The organism is Streptomyces sp. R-74717, from assembly GCF_047305335.1.
GTDB lineage: Bacteria > Actinomycetota > Actinomycetes > Streptomycetales > Streptomycetaceae > Streptomyces > Streptomyces atratus.
This window is the reverse complement of the sequence record NZ_CP102361.1, coordinates 2,572,531-2,592,965: the sequence shown is the minus strand read 5'-3', so window position 1 is coordinate 2,592,965 and position 20,435 is coordinate 2,572,531. Positions and strand designations below refer to the sequence as shown.

The 20,435-nt window shown below is 74.1% G+C and carries 4 protein-coding genes; all 4 read left to right on the top strand.

From position 1 onward, the window contains the following. Window positions 1-36 precede the first annotated feature (36 nt). From NRF20_RS11620 to NRF20_RS11605, 4 genes are read left to right on the top strand one after another with little or no spacing between them, the layout of a single operon-like run. Window positions 37-5,733, top strand: a complete 5,697-nt coding sequence (locus NRF20_RS11620) for an amino acid adenylation domain-containing protein (RefSeq protein ID WP_413752528.1) — start codon at window positions 37-39, stop codon at window positions 5,731-5,733. Next, a complete protein-coding gene (locus tag NRF20_RS11615; protein WP_413754559.1) occupies window positions 5,622-18,233 on the top strand; it encodes an amino acid adenylation domain-containing protein in 12,612 nt (4,203 codons plus the stop codon). Before NRF20_RS11620 ends, NRF20_RS11615 begins: the two co-directional genes overlap by 112 nt. After that, window positions 18,233-19,477, top strand: a complete 1,245-nt coding sequence (ccrA, locus tag NRF20_RS11610; RefSeq protein WP_398630553.1) for a crotonyl-CoA carboxylase/reductase — start codon at window positions 18,233-18,235, stop codon at window positions 19,475-19,477. Before NRF20_RS11615 ends, ccrA begins: the two co-directional genes overlap by 1 nt. Further along, complete coding sequence (locus NRF20_RS11605; RefSeq protein ID WP_413752527.1) at window positions 19,474-20,427, top strand: TIGR03621 family F420-dependent LLM class oxidoreductase; 954 nt, start codon at window positions 19,474-19,476, stop codon at window positions 20,425-20,427. The genes ccrA and NRF20_RS11605 overlap by 4 nt, the downstream gene beginning before the upstream one ends. Window positions 20,428-20,435: the final 8 nt, after the last annotated feature.

Sequence of the window (20,435 nt, the reverse complement as noted above, 5' to 3'; positions counted from 1 at the left end):
GTACCGCCGAGTGCGACGCTGCCTGGAGGACGACAAGTGACCCGCAAGACACGCTCCGGCGATGCCCGGCCCGCACTCGACGACGTACTGCCCCTGACCTCCCTGCAGGAAGGCATGCTCTTCCACTCCCTGTACGACGACCGGCGGCCGGACGTGTACACCGTCCAGCTCGCCGTGGGCCTGGCCGGACCCCTGGACGCCGAGCGGCTGCACGACGCGGCCCGCGCGCTGCTGCGCCGCCACTCCAACCTCCGGGCCGGGTTCCGGGTGACCGGGTCCGGCAAGGCGGTCCAGTACATCCGCAGCGACACCGAACCGCACTGGCGGGAGACGGACCTGACCGGCCTCGCCCCCGACCGGCGCGCGGCCGCACTCGACGCACTGCGCGAGGAGCAGCGCACCACCCGCTTCGACCTCGACCGGCCGCCGCTCATCCGCTTCCTGCTGGTCCAAGAGGAACCGGAGCTGCACCGCCTGGTCGTCACCAACCACCACATCCTGATGGACGGCTGGTCCGGCCCGCTGCTGCTGCGCGACCTGATGGCACTGTACGAGCACCGGGGCGACACCGCGCGGCTGCCGGCCGTCACCCCCTACCGCACCTTCCTCGGCTGGCTGGCCGGACAGGACACCGAGAGCGGGCTGCGCGCCTGGAGCGCGGCGCTGGACGGGCTCCAGGCTCCGACGCTGCTGGCCCCCCGGGGCGAGACGGCGCCCCCGGTCCGGCCCGAGCAGCTCACCGTGGAGCTGCCGGACCGGCTCGGTGAGGCGCTCCAGCGCCAGGCGGCCGCCCACGCAGTGACCGTGAACACCGTGGTCCAGGCCGTGTGGGCGCTGCTCCTCGGCCGGCTGACCGGCCGGGACGACGTGGTGTTCGGGGCCACGGTCTCCGTCCGGCCGCCGGAGATCCCCGGCGTACAGGGCATGGTGGGCCTGTTCATCAACACCGTGCCCGTCCGGATCCGGTTGCGGCCCGCCGAGACCTTCGCCGACCTCCTCACCCGGGTGCAGCGCGAACAGGCGCTGCTGATGGACCATCAGCACATCGGGCTCGGCGACATCCAGCGGACGGCCGGCCTGGGCGGCCTCTTCGACACCACCGTGGTGACCGAGAACTTCCTGGTGGAGCGGGAGTCGCTGGAGCGCGCCGTGGCCGGCGTGCGGCTGACCTCCGCCGACGGGCACGACGCCACGCACTACACCCTCGGCCTGATAGCCGCGCGCTCCGGCGAACGCCTGGAACTGCGCCTGGAGCACCGCCCGGACGTCTACCCGCGCGCCGCCGCCGAGGCCCTCATGCGGCGCTTCAGGCTGCTGCTCGAAGCGCTCGCGGACACCCCCGACCTGCCCACGGGCCGGGTCGGTGTGCTCAGCGCCGACGAACGCCGCGTCCTGCTCGACGACTTCAACGACACCGCGTTCCCGCTGTCCGGCGACTGTCTCGTCGACATCTTCCAGCGGCGGGCCGCGCAGACCCCCACGGCCGCGGCCGTCGTGCACGACGGCGAGAGCACCGACTACGCCGGGCTCAACGCCCGTGCCAACCGGCTCGCCCGGTATCTGACAGGCCTCGGCATCGGCGCCGAGGACGTCGTGGCCCTCGCCCTGCCCCGCTCCACGCGGGCCGTCGCCGCCCTGCTTGCCGTGCTCAAGACCGGTGCCGCGTATCTGCCGGTCGACCTCGACGACCCGGCGGACCGCGTCGCCGGGCTCCTCGCCGACGCCCGCCCCGCCCTGCTGCTCACCGAGTCCGGGCCGCTGCGGCGGCTGCCCGCCACCGACGTCCCCGTCACCCTCCTCGACGACCCGGACACGGCCGACGCCCTCGGCGGGTGCGCGGCCACGGACCCCGGACCGGCGGAGCTCCGGCGTCCCGTGCACCCGGACCACGCCGCCTACGTGCACTACACCTCGGGCTCGACCGGAACGCCCAAGGGCGTCGTCGTGCCCCGCGGCGCCCTCGCCAACCTCTTCCTCAGCCACCGGGAACACGTCTTCGCGCCCGCCGCGGCCGGCGCCGGACGGGAACGGCTGCGGGTCGCCCACACCGCCGGTCTCTCCTCCGACGCGCTCTGGCCGCCCCTGCTGTGGATGATCGCCGGACACGAGCTGCACCTGGTCCCCGACGACGTGCGACGCGACGCCCAGGCGCTGTGCCGGTACGTCGCCGAACACCGCGCCGACATCGTGGACGTCACCCCCACCTATGCCCAACTCCTTCTGTCCCAGGGGATCCTGGAGTCCGGCCTGCGGGGCTTCATGGTCGGCGGCGAGCAGGTCGGCGAGGGCCTGTGGAACGATCTGCGGGCAGCAGGTGTCGTGGGCAGGAACTTCTACGGTCCCACCGAGACGACCGTCGACTCCCTCGTCGCCTCGCTCCAGGACGACGACCGGCCCGTCATCGGACGCCCCATCGGCAACACCCGGGTGTACGTGCTCGACGGCGGGCTCCAGCCGGTGCCGCCGGGCACCGACGGCGAGCTCTACATCGCCGGCGCCGGACTGGCCCGCGGCTATCTGGGCCGCGCGGCGCAGACCGCCAGGCGGTTCGTCGCGGACCCGTTCGGCGGCCCGGGCGAGCGCATGTACCGGACAGGGGACCTGGTGCGCCAGCGCGCCGACGGCGTGGTGGAGTACCTCGGACGCACCGACGACCAGGTCAAGATCCGCGGCTTCCGCGTCGAGTTGGGCGAGGTCGAGGAGACCCTGCGGGAACTGGGCGACCTGGCCCAGGTCGCGGTCGTGGTACACGAGGTGACCCCCGGCGACCGGCGGCTGGTCGGCTACGCCGTGCCGCGCCCCGGTGCCGCGCTCGACCCCGACGCGTTGCGCCGGGCCGCCGCCGCGGCGCTGCCCGCCCACATGGTCCCGGCCGCCGTCATGGCCCTGGACGCCCTCCCGCAGCTCGCCACGGGCAAGGTGGACCGCAAGGCCCTGCCGGCACCGGAGTTGACCGGCAGCCGCGATGCCCGCGGCCCGCGCGACCCGCGGGAGGAGGTGCTGTGCGGCCTGTTCGCCGAGGTCCTCGGCGTGGCACGGGTCGGCGTCGACGAGGGCTTCTTCGACCTGGGCGGGCACTCGCTGTCCGCGACCCGTCTGGTGAGCCGGATCCGGGCGACGCTCGGCACCGAGCTGCCGGTCCGCGCGCTCTTCGAGGCGCCGACGGTGGCCGCGCTCGCGGAGCGGCTCGCGCACGCCGACGAGCGGCCGGCCGAGCCCGTGGTGCCGGTGGCCCGGCCCGAGGTGGTGCCGTTGTCGTCCGCCCAGCGCCGGATGTGGTTCCTCAACCGGCTCGGCGGCCAGGCCTCCGCGTACAACATCCCGGTGGCCGTGCGGCTCCGCGGGGAGCTGGACCGAGGCGCGCTGCGCGCCGCGCTCGCCGACGTCGTGGCCCGGCACGAGGCGTTGCGGACGCTCTTCCAGGAGACCGGCGGTGAGCCGCACCAGGTGGTTCTCGACGCCGCGGACGCCGTCCCCGCGCTCGACGTGGTCGAGACGGACGAGACCGGGCTGGCCCGGGAGATGTCCGGGTGCATCGGCCGGGGCTTCGACCTGGCCGGCGAACTCCCGCTGCGCGCCCGGCTCGTCGCCCTCGCGCCGCGCGAGCACGTACTGGTCCTGGTCACCCACCACATCGTCAGCGACGGCTGGTCGTCGGCGCCGCTCGCCAGGGACCTCGGGACGGCCTACGCCGCGCGGTGCGAGGGACGTGCCCCCGCGTGGCGCCCCCTGCCCGTCCAGTACGCCGACTACACGCTCTGGCAGCACCGGCACCTGGGCGCGGAGGGCGACGAGGACAGCCGGATCAGCAGCCAGCTCGCCCACTGGACCGAGACCCTGCGGGACCTCCCGGACAGCCTGGACCTGCCCTTCGACCGGCCCCGGCGCACGGCCGAGGGAACGCCGGGCCGCACCGTGCGCTTCACGCTCGACGCGAAGCTCCACGGCCGCATGGCCGCCCTCGCCCGGGCCCGCGGTGCGACCGTCTTCATGACGCTTCAGGCCGGTCTGGCCGCGCTCCTGTCCCGGCTGGGCGCGGGAGACGACATCCCGATCGGAGCCCCGATCGCCGGGCGCACGGACGAGGCGACCGAGGACCTCGTCGGCCTGTTCCTGAACACCCTCGTCCTGCGGACGGACACCAGCGGCGACCCGAGCTTCCGGGAGCTGATGGACCGGGTGCGCGCCGTCGACCTGGCGGCCTACGCGCACCAGGACCTGCCGTTCGAGCGGCTCGTGGAGGTGCTCAACCCCGATCGCGTCCCGGGCCGCAACCCGCTCTTCCAGGTGTCGCTCACCCTGGACAACGCCCCCGACGCGCACCTGGCACTGCCCCGCCTGGAGGTGGCCCCGGAGCCGCTGCCGGGCGCGGCGGTCAAGCTCGACCTGCTGTTCAACCTCCGTGAGCGGCGCGGCGCCGACGGCAGCCCCGGCGGCATCGAGGGCATCGCGCAGTACAACGCGGACCTGTTCGACCACGCCACCGTGGAAACCCTCATGGAGCGTCTGGAGCGGCTGCTGCGCGCCGCCGTGGCCCAGCCCGGCCGCCCCCTCAGCGGCCTCGACCTGCTCGACCCCGGCGAGCGCACCCGGCTCCTCGCCGAATGGGGCACGGGGAAGGGCGGCCACCCGGATGCGGACCCGGCCGTGCTGCTCCCCGCCCTCTTCGAGCGGCAGGTGTACCGGACGCCGGACGCGCCCGCGGTCACGGACGGCGATACCGAGCTCTCGTACGCTGAGCTGAACGCCCGCGCCAACAGACTGGCCCGGCTGCTGATCGACCAGGGCGCGGGCCCCGAGCGGCTGGTGGCCGTGGCGCTGCCCCGGTGCGCCGACCTGGTCGTCACCCTGCTCGCGGTGCTGAAGTCCGGTGCCGGCTACCTCCCCGTGGAACCGGAGCTCCCCGCCGACCGCGTCGCCGCCATGCTGACCGACGCCCGGCCCGTCCAGGTGGTCACCGGCAGCGGTGTCGCCGGGCCGCTGCCGGCCACCGCGATCCGGCTGGACGCGCCCGCGACCCGGGCCGCGCTGGCCGCCCGCCCGGCGGACGACCCGGACGACGGCGACCGGACGGCGCCGCTCACCCCGCGCCACCCGGCCTACGTCATCTACACCTCCGGAACCACCGGCCGCCCCAAGGGCGTGGTGATCGAGCACCGCTCCCTGCGCGAGTACCTCGGCTGGGCCGCCGCCCGTCATCCGGGCACGCGCGGTGTGACGGCGGTGCACTCGCCCGTCTCCTTCGACCTGACGGTCACGGCGCTGTACACGCCCCTGGTGTCCGGCGGCTGCGTACGCGTCGTCGATCTCTTCGGCGCCTCGGGTCCGGGGCCCGAGGTGACGCCCGAGCCCGGCTTCGCCTCCTTCATGAAGATCACGCCGAGCCATCTTCCGCTGCTGTCCGCGCTCGACGACGGCTTCTCCCCTTCGGAGGAACTCGTCGTCGGCGGCGAGGCGCTGACCGGCCGTGACCTCGCGCGGTGGCGGCGCCGCCACCCCGGGGCCACCGTCGTCAACGCCTACGGACCCACCGAGTCCACCGTCAACTGCACCGAGTTCCCGGTGGCGCCCGGCGACGCCCTGCCCGACGGGAACGTCCCCATCGGCAGGCCACGGGGCAACTGCCGGGTCCTGGTCCTCGACGATGCGCTCCAGCCCGTGCCCGCGGGAACCGTGGGACAGCTGTACCTCGCCGGACCGCAGCTCGCGCGCGGCTATCTGGGCCGGCGCTGACCGCCGAGCGGTTCGTCGCCGACCCCTTCGGCGGCCCCGGCGAGCGCGTGTACCGGACCGGAGACCTGGTGCGCTGGCGCGCCGACGGCAACCTGGAGTTCGTCGGCCGGGCCGACGACCAGGTCAAGATCCGCGGATTCCGCGTCGAACTCGGCGAGATCGAGGCGGCGCTCGCCGCGCACCCCACGGTCGGCCAGGCCGTGGCGACGGTGCGCGAGGACCGCCCCGGGGACAAGCGGCTGGTGGCGTACTGCGTGCCCGCCGACGCCGGGGCAGGGAGGCACGAGACGCCGGACCCGGCAGCACTGCGCCGGTTCGTCGCCGGACACCTGCCGGAGTACATGGTCCCCGCGGCGATCGTGGTTCTCCCCGAGCTGCCGCTGACCGCCAACCGCAAGCTGGACCGCGCCGCCCTGCCCGCGCCGCGCCACGGCTCGGCGGAGCAGGCCCGGGGACAGCGCACCCCGCACGAGGACATCCTCCGCGGCCTGTTCGCGGACGTCCTCGGCACCGACGAGGTCGGCCCGGACGACAACTTCTTCACGCTCGGCGGCCACTCGCTCCTCGCGATCCGGCTCCTGAGCCGGATCCGTCGGGCCTTCTCCGTGCAGCTGGGCATCCGCACCCTCTTCGAGACGCCCACCCCGGCGGCCCTCGCCGAGGTGGTGCGCGGCTCCGACTCGGGACCGCGCCCGGCGCTCGCCCCCGCCGACCGACCCGACCCGCTGCCGCTGTCGTACGCCCAGCGCCGCCAGTGGTTCATCAACCGGCTCGACCCGGACAGCCCGCTCTACAACCTGCCGATCGCGCTGCGGCTGCGCGGACCGCTGGACCGGGCGGCCCTGGACGCCGCGCTGGCCGACGTGGTGGCCCGCCACGAGAGCCTGCGCACCGTCTTTCCCGAGCGGGACGGCGAACCCGGTCAGCGGATCCTCGACCCCGCGTCCCTGGCCGGCCGGCTGCTGCGCACCGTCGCGGTGTCCGAGGCCGACCTCGGCGAAACCGTCGACGAGGCCGCCCGGGAGGGCTTCGACCTGACGGTGCGCCCGCCGCTGCACGCGACCCTCCTCGAACTGGGCGAGCGCGACCACGTGCTCGTCCTGGTCCTGCACCACATCGCGGGCGACGCGATGTCGATGCGCCCGCTCGGCGCGGACCTGGCCGCCGCGTATGCGGCGCGCCGGGAGGGCGGGGCCCCGAGGTGGGAGCCGCTGCCGGTCCAGTACGCCGACTACACGCTCTGGCAGCGCGAGGTACTCGGCGACGAGAGCGACCAGGACAGCGAAATGTCCCGACAACTCGCCCACTGGAAGCAGAGGTTGGCGGACCTGCCCGAGGAGCTCGCGCTGCCCGCCGACCGGCCGCGCCCCGCCACGGGGCCCCAGCGGGGAGCGCGGCTCCGCTTCTCCTGTGACGCCGCCCTGCACCGGCGGCTCCTCGAGCTGGCCCGTGCCACCGGCACCAGCCTGTTCATGGTCGTCCAGGCGGCGTTCGTGGCCGTGCTCAGCAAGACCGGCGCCGGTGACGACATCCCGATCGGTACCCCCATCACCGGACGGTCCGACGGGGCCCTGGACGACCTGGTCGGCTTCTTCCTCAACACCCTGGTGCTGCGCACCGACACCTCGGGTGACCCGACCTTCCGTGAGCTGCTCGCGCGGGTCAGGGACACCGACCTCGCCGCGTACGACAACCAGGAGCTGCCGTTCGAGCGGCTGGTGGAGGAGCTGAACCCGCCGCGCTCGCTCGCCCGTCACCCCCTCTTCCAGGTGGCCCTGACCGTGCAGAGCGGCGGCGGCGCGCAGCTGACGCTGCCGGGCCTCGCGGTCGAGGCCGTGTCGAACGAGACCCTGTGGGCGCGCTTCGACCTGTCCCTGGCCCTGGGTGAACTGCGTGACCCGGACGGCGCGCCCGACGGGCTCGACGGCGTCGCCGAGTACTCCGCCGAGCTCTTCGACGCCTCGACGGTCGAGTCGCTGCTGCGGCGCCTGGAGCGGGTGCTCGTCGCGGTGACGGACGACCCCGGCAGCCGGCTCGGCGCCCTCGACGTCCTTGACCCGGCCGAGCGGCACGAACTCCTGGTGACCCGCAACGACACCGCGCACCCGGTCCCGCAGGCCCCGGTGCACCGGCTCGTCGAGGACCAGGCCCACCGGACCCCGGCGGCCGTCGCCGTGACGGACCATCAGGTGACACTGAAGTACGCCGAGTTGGATGAACGGGCAAACGGCTTGGCGCGCCTGCTCGCCGAGCGGGGCGCGGGGCCGGAGTCGGTGGTGGCGCTCGCCGTGCCGCGGTCCGTGGACGCGGTCGTGGCGATGCTGGCGGTGTCCAAGGCCGGTGCGGCGTTCCTGCCGGTGGACGTGGACTTCCCCGCGGAACGCGTGAGTTTCGTCCTCCAGGACGCCGCCCCGGTGCTGGTGCTCGCGACGCGGGAGACGGCGGCGAAACTGCCCGCCGAGCCGGCCGTCCCCATGGTCCTGATCGAGGACGCGCGGCCGGTCCCCGAGTGGGCGGCCGCGGTGCCGGCCCTGCCGGAGAATCCCGCGTACATCCTCTACACCTCGGGCTCCACCGGCCGCCCCAAGGGCGTCGTGATTCCGCACGCCGCGCTGTGCAACTTCCTTGCCTCGATGGGCGAGTTGGTGCCGCTGACGCCGCACGACCGCTGGCTGGCCGTGACGACCTTCGGCTTCGACATCTGTCTGCTGGAGGTCTTCCTGCCGCTGGTCTCGGGAGCGACCGTGCTGGTCGCCGGGAGCGACGTCGTCCGCGATCCCGCGGAGCTGGCCCGCCGGCTGCGCGCCGACGGCGCCACGGTGATGCAGGCGACGCCGAGCCTGTGGCGGACGCTGCTCGACGCCGCCCCGGACGCCGCCGACGGGCTGCGGGTGCTGGTCGGCGGCGAGGCCCTGGACGACGTCCTCGCGGCCCGGCTCGCGGACCGGGCGCTGTCCGTACGGAACATGTACGGCCCGACGGAGACCACCATCTGGTCGACTTCCGCCCCTGTGGTGCCCGGTGGTTCTGTGGTGGTGGGTGGTCCTTTGTGGAATACGCGGGTGTATGTGTTGGATGGTGGTTTGGGTGTGGTGCCGTTTGGTGTGGTGGGTGAGTTGTATGTGGGTGGTGTGGGGGTGGGTCGGGGGTATGTGGGGCGGCCTGGTGTGACGGCTGGGCGGTTTGTGGCGGATCCGTTCGGGGGTGTGGGTGAGCGGTTGTATCGGACGGGGGATTTGGTGCGGTGGACGGTGTCGGGGTTGGAGTTCGTGGGGCGTGTGGATGGTCAGGTGAAGGTGCGTGGGTTTCGGGTGGAGTTGGGTGAGGTGGAGTCGGCGTTGCGGGGGGTTGTGGGTGTGTCGGGTGCGGTGGCGTCGGTGGTGGTGGGTCCGGATGGTGGGGGGCGGTTGGTTGGGTTTGTGACGGGTGGGGTGGATCCGGTGGTGGTGCGTGGTGTGGTGGCGGGGGTGTTGCCGGGGTATGCGGTGCCGTCGGTGGTGGTGGGGTTGGCTGAGTTGCCGTTGACGCCGAACGGGAAGGTGGATCGGGGGGCGTTGCCGGTGCCGGTGGTGTCGGGTGGGGTGGGGCGTGGTCCGCGGTCTGCGGGTGAGGAGATTTTGTGTGGTTTGTTTGCCGAGGTTCTGGGTGTGGGGGTGGTGGGGCCGGAGGACGACTTTTTTGCTTTGGGTGGGCATTCGTTGTTGGCGACGCGGTTGGTGTCGCGGGTGCGGGGTGTGTTCGGTGTTGAGGTGCCGGTGCGGGCGGTGTTCGAGGCGCCGTCGGTGGCGGGTTTGGTGGGGTGGGTCGAGTCGGGTGTGGTGAGTGGGCGTGCGGGGGTGGTGGTGCGGGAGCGTCCGGAGACGGTTCCGTTGTCGTACGCCCAACGACGCCTGTGGACCCTCGGCAAGCTGGCCGACACCGGCTCCCTCTACCACATCTCCCTGGCGGCCCGGCTGCACGGCGCCCTGGACCGGGACGCCCTGGAGATCGCGCTGGCCGACGTGGTGGCCCGCCACGAGAGCCTGCGCACGGTCTACCCCGAAGTGGACGGTGTGCCGCACCAGGTGGTCCTGGACCCCGACGCCGCGCGTCCGCGCCTCGGCGTCCTGGAGGTCCGGCCCGAGGAGGCGGGCCGGGCGGTCGACGCCGTCGGCGCCGAGCCCTTCGCCCTGGCTGCCGAGCCCCCGCTGCGGGCGAGGCTGCTCACGTTCGGGCCGGAGAGCCACCTGCTGGTCCTGGTCCTCCACCACATCGCCGGTGACGCCGGTTCGGTGCGGCCGCTGGTTCGGGACCTGTCCGCGGCCTACGCGGCGCGCCGGGCGGGCGAGGCCCCGCGGTGGCAGCCGCTGCCGGTCCAGTACGCCGACTACACGCTCTGGCAGCGCGAGATACTCGGCGACGACGGTGACCCGGACAGCGAGCTGAACCGCCAACTCGCCTACTGGCGGCAGAAGTTGGCGGACCTGCCCGAGGAGCTGGCACTGCCCGCCGACCGCCCGCGCCCCGCGGAGGCCCGGCACGAGGGCGGCGTCGTCCCCTTCGAGGTGGACCCGGAGCTGCACCAGAAGCTGCTGGACCTGGCCCGCGCGCACGGCGCGACGCCGTTCATGGTGCTGCACGCAGCGCTCGGCGTGCTCCTGACCCGCCTCGGCGCGGGAACGGACCTGCCCATCGGCGCCGCCGTGTCCGGGCGCGGTGACGAGTCCCTCGACGACCTCGTCGGCTTCTTCGTCAACACCCTGGTGCTGCGCACCGACACCTCGGGCGACCCGACCTTCGACGAACTCCTCGACCGGGTCAGGGAGTCGGACCTCGCCGCCTACGCCCACCAGGACGTCTCCTTCGACCGGCTGGTCGAGGAGATCAACCCGGCGCGCTCCCTCGCCCGGCACCCCCTTTTCCAGGTCATGCTCGTCCTGGACAACTTCACCCGGCCCGAGACCGGACTCGACGGACTGGGCGGCACGGAGCCGGCGGGCGACGCCACGGCCGCCGCCGTGGAGCCGCCGCCCGAGGCGCCCGGCCGGGCCAAGTTCGACCTGTCCGTACGCCTGGTGGAGCAGGCCACCGACGGGGAAGCGGCGGGCCTGGCCGGATCGGTCGCCTACGCGCGCGATCTCTTCGACCGGTCCACGGTCGCCGCGATCGCGGAACGGTTCGTCCGGCTGCTGCGCGCCGTGGTCACCGACCCCGGCCGGCCCATCGGTGAGGCGGACATCCTGGGCGAGGCCGAGCGCGACCGGCTGCTGCGCGGCTGGAACGACACCGAGCGCCCGCTGCCCGCGCTGCTCCTGCCGCAGCTGTTCGAGGAGCAGGTCGCGCGCACCCCGGACGCCCCGGCCGTCATCTGCGGCGCGGACACCGTGTCGTACGCGGAGCTCGACGCCCGCGCCAACCGGGTGGCCCGGTTCCTGGCCGAGCGCGGCGCGGGACCCGAGAGCGTGGTCGCCCTGATGGTGCCGCGCTCCGTGGAGATGATCGTCGCCGTCCTGGCCACGCTGAAATCCGGCGCCGCGTACCTGCCGGTGGACAGCGAGTACCCTGCCGACCGGATCGGATACATGCTCGACGACGCGCGTCCGGTCCTCGCCGTGACCACCAGGGCGACCGCGGACCGCCTGCCGTCCGCCGTCGACCGGATCGTGCTCGACGACCCGGCCACCGCCGAGGAGCTGTCGCGCCGTTCGGCGGCCGACCTCACCGACGCCGACCGGCGGGCCCCGCTCACCCCGCGCACCCCCGCCTACGTGATCTACACGTCCGGCTCCACCGGCCGGCCCAAGGGCGTGGTCGTGGAGCACCGCTCCGTCCCGAACATCGTGCTGGCCAGGATCGGGGCGTACGGCATGGGGCCGGGCAGCCGGGCGCTGCAGTTCGCCTCGCTCAGCTTCGACGCGGCCGTGTCCGAGATCTGCACACCGCTGTGCGCGGGAGCCTGCCTCGTGCTGGGCCCCGCCGACATGCTCGACCAGGCCGACCAACTGCCCACGCTGATCCGGCAATACGGGGTGACGCACGCGACGCTGCCGCCCGCGATCCTCGCCCAGCTCCCCGGCGACAGCCTGCCCTCCGTGGTGAACCTGGTCATCGCGGGCGAGGCGGCGCAGGCGTCCCTGGTGCCCAAGTGGGCCGCCGGACGACGCATGTTCAACGCGTACGGCCCCACCGAGACCACCGTCTCGTGCACCATGGCCGGGCCGCTGCCCGCCGTGCCGGGCGTGCCGCCGATCGGCGGACCGCTGCCGAACGCCCGCGTGTACGTCCTCGACGACGCGCTGCGGCCCGTCCCGGTCGGCGTGCCCGGAGAGCTGTACGTGTCCGGCCTCGGCGTGGCCCGCGGCTATCTGGGGCGCACGCCACTGACCGCGGAACGCTTCGTGGCGGACCCCTACGGCCCCGCCGGAAGCCGCATGTACCGCACGGGTGACCTGGCGCGCCGGCGGGCCGACGGCCAACTGGAGTTCGCCGGCCGCGCGGACGGCCAGGTGAAGATCCGCGGCTTCAGGATCGAACTGGGCGAGATCCAGAGCGCGTTGACGTCCTGCCCCGACGTGGGCAGGGCCGTCGCCGTCGTGCGGGAGGACCAGCCCGGCCGCAGGCGGCTGGTCGGCTATGTGACCCCGGCGCCGGGCGCCGGCACCGAGGTCGACACCGAGCGGATCCGCGCCCGGCTCGCCGAGCTCCTGCCCGAGCACATGGTGCCGACGGCGGTGGTGGTGCTCGACCGCATACCCCTGACCCTGAACGGCAAGGTGGACCACGCGGCCCTGCCCGCGGTCCGGCCGGTCGCGGCCGACACCGCACGCCGCCCCGGCGACCCCCGGGAGGAACTGCTCTGCCAGGTGGTCTCGGACGTGCTCGCGATACCCCGGATCGGCGTCGACGAGAACTTCTTCGCCCTGGGCGGCGACAGCATCACCGCGCTCCAGGTCGCCAGCCGGGCACGCGCCGCCGGACTGGTCGTCACCCCCAGGGACCTGTTCCGGCATCAGACCATGGCCGAACTCGCCGCTGCGGTACGCGAGTCCGCGCACCAGGACGACCGACGCCGCGACGACGGCATCGGCGCCGTACCGGCGACCCCCGTCATGCGCTGGCTCGCCCAGCGGCGCGGCCCGGTCGCGCACCTCAACCAGTCGGTCCTGCTGACGGTGCCCGCACTGGGACTGGAGGCACTCGTCGCCGCCGTGCAGAGCCTGCTCGACCACCACGACGCGCTGCGCGCCACCCTGGTCGGCGGCGCCACCAAGGTCACCTGGGGCCTGAAGGTCGCCCCGCGCGGCGACCTCCCGGCGCGGGAGCGCGTGCGGCGGGTGGACATCACCGCCCACCCGGACGGCTCCCCGGAGCTCGCTGCCCTGGTCGCCCGGGAGGGCGAGGCCGCGCGGGACCGCCTGGACCCGGAGTCCGGGGCGATGTTCCAGGTGGTGTGGTTCGACGCGGGGCCCGAACGCCCGGGCCGACTGCTGCTGATCGCCCACCACCTGGTCGTCGACGGGGTGTCCTGGCGCATCCTGGTGCCCGACCTGGCCCAGGCGTGGCGGACCGCCGCGACCGGCGGCGAACCCAGGCTCGCCCCGGTGGGCACCTCGCTGCGGCGCTGGGCCCAGATCCTCCTCGCCGAGGGCCAGGACCCGGAGCGCGCCGCCGAACTGGACCTGTGGACCGGCATGCTGGACGGCGACGACCCCCGCATCGGCGCCGGGGCGCTCAGGCCCGCCCGGGACACCCGGGGGACGGCCGAGTACCTGACCGCCACCCTGCCCGCGGACCTCACCGGCACGCTGCTCACCTCCGTACCGGAGACGTTCCAGGTCCGCATGAACGACATCCTGCTGACCGGGCTCGCGCTCGCCGTCGCCGACTGGCGGGAGCGGCACGGCTGGGGCACCGACCGCACCGTTCTGCTGGACGTGGAGGGCCACGGCCGGGAGGAGATCGCCGACGAGATCGACCTCTCCCGCACCGTCGGTTGGTTCACCAGCGTGTTCCCGCTGCGGCTCGACCCGGGAGAGGTGGACCCGGGCCGGACGCCGACAGGGGAGCCCGCGGTGGTCGACGCCCTCAAGCGGATCAAGAGCCGCCTCAGGGAACTCCCCGACAACGGGCTGGGATTCGGACTGCTGCGCTACCTCAACCCGGACACGGCCGGTGTCCTCGCCCCGTACGGCTCCCCGCAGATCGGCTTCAACTACCTGGGCCGGATGAACGGCGGCGCCCTCGACGGCGAGAGCCCGGTGCCCATCGAGTGGTCGGTCAGCACGGACCTCGCCGCCGGCGTCGACCCGTCCGACGACGACCTGCCGTTCGCCCACGCCCTCGAACTGGCGGCGGCCGTCCGGGACATGGCCGACGGGCCCCGGCTGAGCATCAGCTGCGCCTGGCCCGCCGCACTGTTCCCCGCCGAGGAGGTCCAGGACCTGCTCGACTCCTGGCTGCGGGCGCTGCGCGCCCTGGCCGACCGGGCCGGGCGGTCCGGCGCCGGCGGACTCGTCCCCGCCGACCTGCCGCTCGTCTCCGTCACCCAGGAGGAGATCGACGCCTGGGAGGCCGAGCCGGACGGCGTCGAGGACGTCCTGCCGCTCTCGCCGCTCCAGGAAGGACTGTTCTTCCACGCCCTGTTCGCGGGTACCGGCCCCGACGTCTACACCATGCAGACCACGCTCGACCTGACAGGCCCGCTGGACGCCACGGCGCTGCGGGCCGCCGGGCAGGGCATCCTGGACCGCCATCCCAACCTGCGGGCCGGGTTCCGTCACCGCAGCGGGGGCGACAGCGTCCAGATCATCCCCCGGCGGGTCGAACTGCCCTGGACGGAGGTGGACCTGTCGGGGCTCGACGAGCCCGCCGGACAGGCCGAGTTGACACGGCTGACCGACGACGCCCGCACCCGGCGGTTCGACCTCGGCCGGCCGCCGCTGATCCGGTTCACCCTGATCAGGCTCGGCGAGGACAGGCACCGGCTGCTGATCCTCAAGCACCACATCCTGCTCGACGGCTGGTCGGTGCCGCTGTTCATGCGCGACCTGTTCGCGCTCTACCGGCACGGCGGCCAGGGCGCGCTGCCGTCGGTCGTCCCGTACCGCGGCTATCTCGACTGGCTGTCGCGGCAGGACCGCGCGGCGACCGAGGCGGCCTGGCGCGAGGCCCTGGCCGGTGTCCCGGAGCCCACGCTCCTGGCGGGTGCCGAGCCGGGCCCGCCGACCGAGATGCCCCGCAACATCGTCCGTGACCTGCCCGCCTCGCTCACCACGGCGCTCCAGGAGCAGGCGGCACGGTCCGCAATCACCGTCAACACGTTCCTGCAGGGGGCGTGGGCGGTGCTGGCCGGCCGGCTCCTCGGCCGCGACGACGTGGTCTTCGGGACCACGGTCTCCGGCCGCCCGCCGGAGATACCCGGCATCGAGTCCATGCTCGGCCTGTTCATCAACACCATCCCGGTCCGGGTCCGGCTGCGGCTCGGCGAGACCTGGCAGGAGCTGACGGCCCGCATCCAGCACGAGCAGACCGCGCTCAGCGCCCATCACCAGCTCGGACTCGCCCGCATCCAGCAGCTGGCCGGCGTCGGCGAACTCTTCGACACGCTGGTGGTCTACGAGAACTTCCCCGCGCCCACCTCCCGGGAGTCGACCGACACCGGGCTGAGCGCCAAGGCCAGGGAGGGCCGCGCGGCGGCGCACTACCCGCTCGCCCTGATCGCCAACATGACACCGACGGGACTGCGGCTGCGCCTGGAGTACCGGCCCGAACTCCTCGCCCACGAGCGGGTCGAGGAGCTCCTGGACCGCCTCGTACGCGTCCTGGAACAGGTTGTCGACGACCCGCGGCGGCCCGTCGGGCGGATCGACGTCCTCGACCCGGCCGAGCGGCGACAGCTCCTGGACGGCTGGAACGGCGACACGTTCACGCCGGCCGCCGCCCGGCCCGCCACGATTCCCGGCCGGTTCGCCGACGCCGTGGCCCAAGGGCCCGAGGACACGGCGATCCGCTACCGCGACCAGCGGCTCACCTACCGTGAGCTGGACGAGCGCGCCAACCGGCTCGCGCGGCTCCTCGGCGAGCTGGGGGTGGGCCGGGAGACCCGCGTGGCGGTGCTCCTCGACCGGGGCGTCGACCTCGTCGTCGCCGTCCTCGCCGTCCTCAAGGCCGGTGCCGTGTACGTACCGCTGGAGCCCGGCACCCCGGAGCGGCGCCAGCAACTGCTCGTCTCCGAGACCGCCGCGCCCGTCCTGCTCACCCACGAGGGACTCACGCCCGCGTGGACCGCCGGGCCCGACGCGGGGGTCCGGGTCGTCGCGGTCGACGGCGTCCCCCGGCTGTCCGGCCAGGACGTCACCGCGCCGCACGTCGACGTGGCACCCGACCAACTGGCCTACGTCATCTACACCTCCGGATCCACCGGCACCCCCAAGGGCGTCGCCGTCACCCACCAGAACGTGGTGGAGCTCGCGGCGGACCGCTGGTGGGGCCTCGACAGCCGCCGCAGGGTGCTCTTCCACTCGCCGCACGCCTGGGACGCCTCCACGCTGGAGTGGTGGGTGCCGCTGCTCAACCACGGGGAGATCGTGGTCGCCCCGCCGGGCAAGCTCGACCTGGACGCCCTCGCGACCCTCGTGGTCGAGGAGCGCGTCACCGGCCTGTGGGCCTCCGGCGGCCTGTTCCGGCTGCTCGCCGAGGAACACCCGGAGTGCTTCGCCGGCCTGAGCGAGGTGCGCACCGGCGGCGACGTGGTCCCCGCGGACGCGGTGCGCAGGGCACTGCGCGCCTGCCCGGACACGGTGGTCACCGCCGGGTACGGGCCGACCGAGACCACGGTGTTCTCCACCCGGCACTCGATGCGCGCGGGCGACCCGGTGCCGGAGAGCGTGCCCATCGGCCGCCCGCTGGACGGCACCCGGGCCTACGTCCTCAGCCCGGGCCTCGAACCCGTGCCGGTGGGCGTCGTCGGCGAGCTGTACCTGGCGGGCTCCGGGGTGTCGCGCGGCTACGAGAACAACCCGGCCATGACGGCCGAGCGCTTCGTCGCCGACCTCTACGGCCCGCCCGGCACGCGCATGTACCGCACCGGCGACCTCGTCCGCCGGCGCGCGGACGGGCTCATGGAGTTCGCCGGGCGCGCCGACGAGCAGGTCAAGCTGCGCGGATTCCGGGTGGAGCTGCGCGAGGTGGAGGTCGCCGTCACCGGCCACCCCGGGATCGGCCAGGCGGTCGCGCTGGTCCGGGAGGACCGCCCGGGCGACAAGCGCCTGGTCGCGTACGTGGTGCCGGACGCCGGCTCGCCGGCCCCCGACCCGGCCGCCCTGCGGGAGCGGCTGGCCGGTCTGCTGCCGGAGTTCATGGTGCCGTCCGCCTTCGTCGTCCTCGACCGGCTGCCGCTGACCGACAACACCAAGCTGGACCGTGCGGCGCTGCCCGCACCCGACCACCGGGCCGAGCAGACCCGCCCGCCGCGCACCCCTCAAGAAGAGGTGCTGTGCGGTCTGTTCGCCGACGCGCTCGGCGTGCCCGAGGTCGGCCTCGACGACGACTTCTTCATGCTGGGCGGCAACTCGCTGACGGCCGCGGCGCTCGTCAGCCGCATCCGCGCCACCCTGGGATCCGGGCTGAGCGTGCAGGCGCTGTTCACCGCGCCCACCGTCGCGGCGCTGGCGCGCCGGCTGGAGCCGGACACCGGCCCCGACGAGCACGGCGGCCTGGAGGTACTGCTGCCGCTGCGGACCACCGGAGACCAGGCCCCGGTCTTCTGCTTCCACGCCGGCGGCGGACTGAGCTGGCGGTACGCGGGACTGCTGCGGCACCTGCCGTCCGAGCACCCGGTGTACGGACTGCAGGCCCGCGCCTACAGCACGCCCGGCTACCGGCCGACCGGCGTCGAGGAGATCGCCGCGGACTTCGTCGAGCAGATCAGGAAGGTACGGCCCACCGGCCCCTACCACCTGCTCGGCTGGTCCTTCGGCGGCCTTGTCGCCCACGCCGTGGCCGCGCGGCTCCAGGAGGACGGCGACGAGGTCGCCACGCTCGCCCTGCTCGACGCCTACCCGGTCGAGGCGGGCACCGAGCCGCCCGCGGCGGCCGGCGACGACGGCGAACTGCTGCGCGCCCTACTGGAAGTGACGCACGCGGCGCCTTCCTCGCCCGGCACCGAAGCCGTCACCCGAGAGGAGGCGGCCACGGCGCTGCGTGCCCTCGGCAACCCGCTCATGGAGCTGCTCGCCGACCGGCTCGACACGGTCCTCGAGACCTTCGAGGACCACGTGGACCTGCGGCAAGCGTTCGTCCCGCAGGTGTTCCGCGGGGACGCTCTGCTCTTCGCGGCCCTGCCCGACGGCGCCGGCGCCCAAAGCCGGGCCGAGCGCTGGCAGCCGTACGTCGAGGGACGGGTGCACGCCCACGGGGTGCGCTGCACCCACGAACACATGATGGATCCGGAGCCGCTCGCCGAGATCGGGCGGATCGTCACCGCGCGGCTGCGCCGCACCACGAGGGGAACGGACCGCTGATGGGCCAGGACATCTACGAGATCGGTGAGATACCGCCGCTGGGGGAGGTGCCGCGGTACATGCACGCGGCCATGATCCGCCAGGAGCGCTACGGCGCGCCCGCCGACGCCATACGCATCGAGCAGACCGAGGTGCCGCCGGTGGGCCGGGGCCAGATCCTGCTCCTGGTGATGGCGGCCGGGGTCAACTACAACGGCGTGTGGGCCGCGCTCGGCGCGCCCGCCGACGTCATCGCGGCCCGCCGCAAGCAGGGTGATCCGCACGACTTCCACATCGCGGGCTCCGAAGGGGCCGGGGTGGTGTGGGCGGTCGGCGAGGGCGTCACCCAGTACCGCGTCGGCGACGAGGTGATCGTGGGCGGGGTCCGCTGGGACGAGTCCGCCCCCGACATCCGGCTCGGCACCGACCCCACCGCCTCCCGGTCGCAGCGCGCCTGGGGCTATGAGCTCAACTACGGTTCCTTCGCCCAGTTCACGGTCGTCGACGAGTACCAGTGCCACCCGAAGCCGCCGCGGCTGACCTGGGAGGAGGCCGGCTGCTTCCTCGGCGGCGGCTCCACCTCGTACCGCATGCTGACCAACTGGCACCCGCACCATGTGCGGCCCGGTGATCCGGTGCTGATCTGGGGCGGCTCCGGCGGCCTCGGATCGATGGCCATCCAGATCGTCAACCACTTCGGCGGGATCCCCGTCGCGGTCGTCTCCGACGACGCCAAGCGGGACCACTGCATGCGGCTCGGCGCCCACGGGGTGGTCAACCGGCGTGAGTTCACCCACTGGGGCGCCCTGCCCGGCCCCGACGACACCGCGGCGTACGACGCGTGGCTGGACGGCGCGCGCTCCTTCGGCCGTCGGATCTGGGAGGTGCTCGGCGAGCGCCGGTCACCGCGCATCGTCCTCGAACACCCGGGCCGGGACACGCTCGCCACGTCGGTGTACGTCTGCGACAACGCCGGCATGGTGGTGACCTGCGCGGGCACCAGCGGCTACATCGGCCACATCGACCTGCGCTTTGTGTGGATGTTCCAGAAGCGGCTCCAGGGCTCGCACGCGGCCAACGTGCGCGAGACCCGGGCGATCATTGACCTGGTGGCGGCCGGACGCGTCGATCCCTGCCTGAGCGAGACCGTGCCCTTCGAGGAGATCGGCCGGGCCCATCAGCAGGTGTACGAGAACCGGCATGCGGCGGGCAACACCGCGGTACTCGTGAACGCCCCGGGCCCCGGCCTGACGGGCATGCCGTGACCGGCGGCCCGCCGGCCGGGCGGCACCCGTTCCGGTTCGGTGTGTACGCGGGGGCGCTCTCCGGCATCGGCGCCCTGCGCGCGCTGGCGGTGGGCTCCGAGGAGGCGGGCTACGCGTCCCTGCTCGTCCCCGACCACCTGGACGAGCGCTGGTCGCCCGTGGTCTCGCTGGCCCTCGCGGCCGGCTGGACCTCACGGATCGCCCTGGGCACCCTGATGCTCTCCGCCGACCTGAGGCGCCCCGCCGTGCTGTTCAAGGACCTGGCCACGCTCGACCAGGCGGCACCGGGGCGCCTGGAGATCGGCCTCGGCGCCGGCTGGTATCCCCCCGACTTCGCCCGCGCCGGCATCCCCATGGCCCCTCCCGGCATCCGCATCGAACGGCTGGCGGAGACCGCGCACATCCTCAAGGAGCTCTGGGAGAAGGGGGCGGTCTCGTACGAGGGACGCCACTGCTCGGCCGTCGACGCGATCGGCGCGCCTCGGCCGGGCCCGGCCGCCTGGGTCATGGGAGGAGGTGGCCCCCGGATGCTGCGGACCGCCGTGGAGCACGCGGACATCGTGTCGCTGACCGCGCGGCTCTCCTCCGGCCGCCGTGACAAGCCGCTCGGCGACAACGCCCGCGCCGAGCGGTTCGACGAACGGGTGTGCTGGGTGCGGGAGTTCGCGGCCGAGGCCGGCCGGACCTCCGCCCCGGAGCTGCAGTGCCTGCTCATCGACGCCGCGGTCGTCACCGACTCCGAGGAGTACGCCACGCGCGAGCTGGCCCCCCGGTTCGGCCTGCCGCCCGGCGAGGTCCTGGACTCGCCCGTGGTCCTCGCGGGCACCGTCGACGAGATCTGCGCGCGGCTGCGGGATCGCCGCGAGCGGTTCGGGATCAGCTACTGGGTGCTGCCCGCGGCACGGTGGGAGGAGTTCGTGCCGGTCGTGGAGCGGCTGACCGGCACATGAGCCCCGCC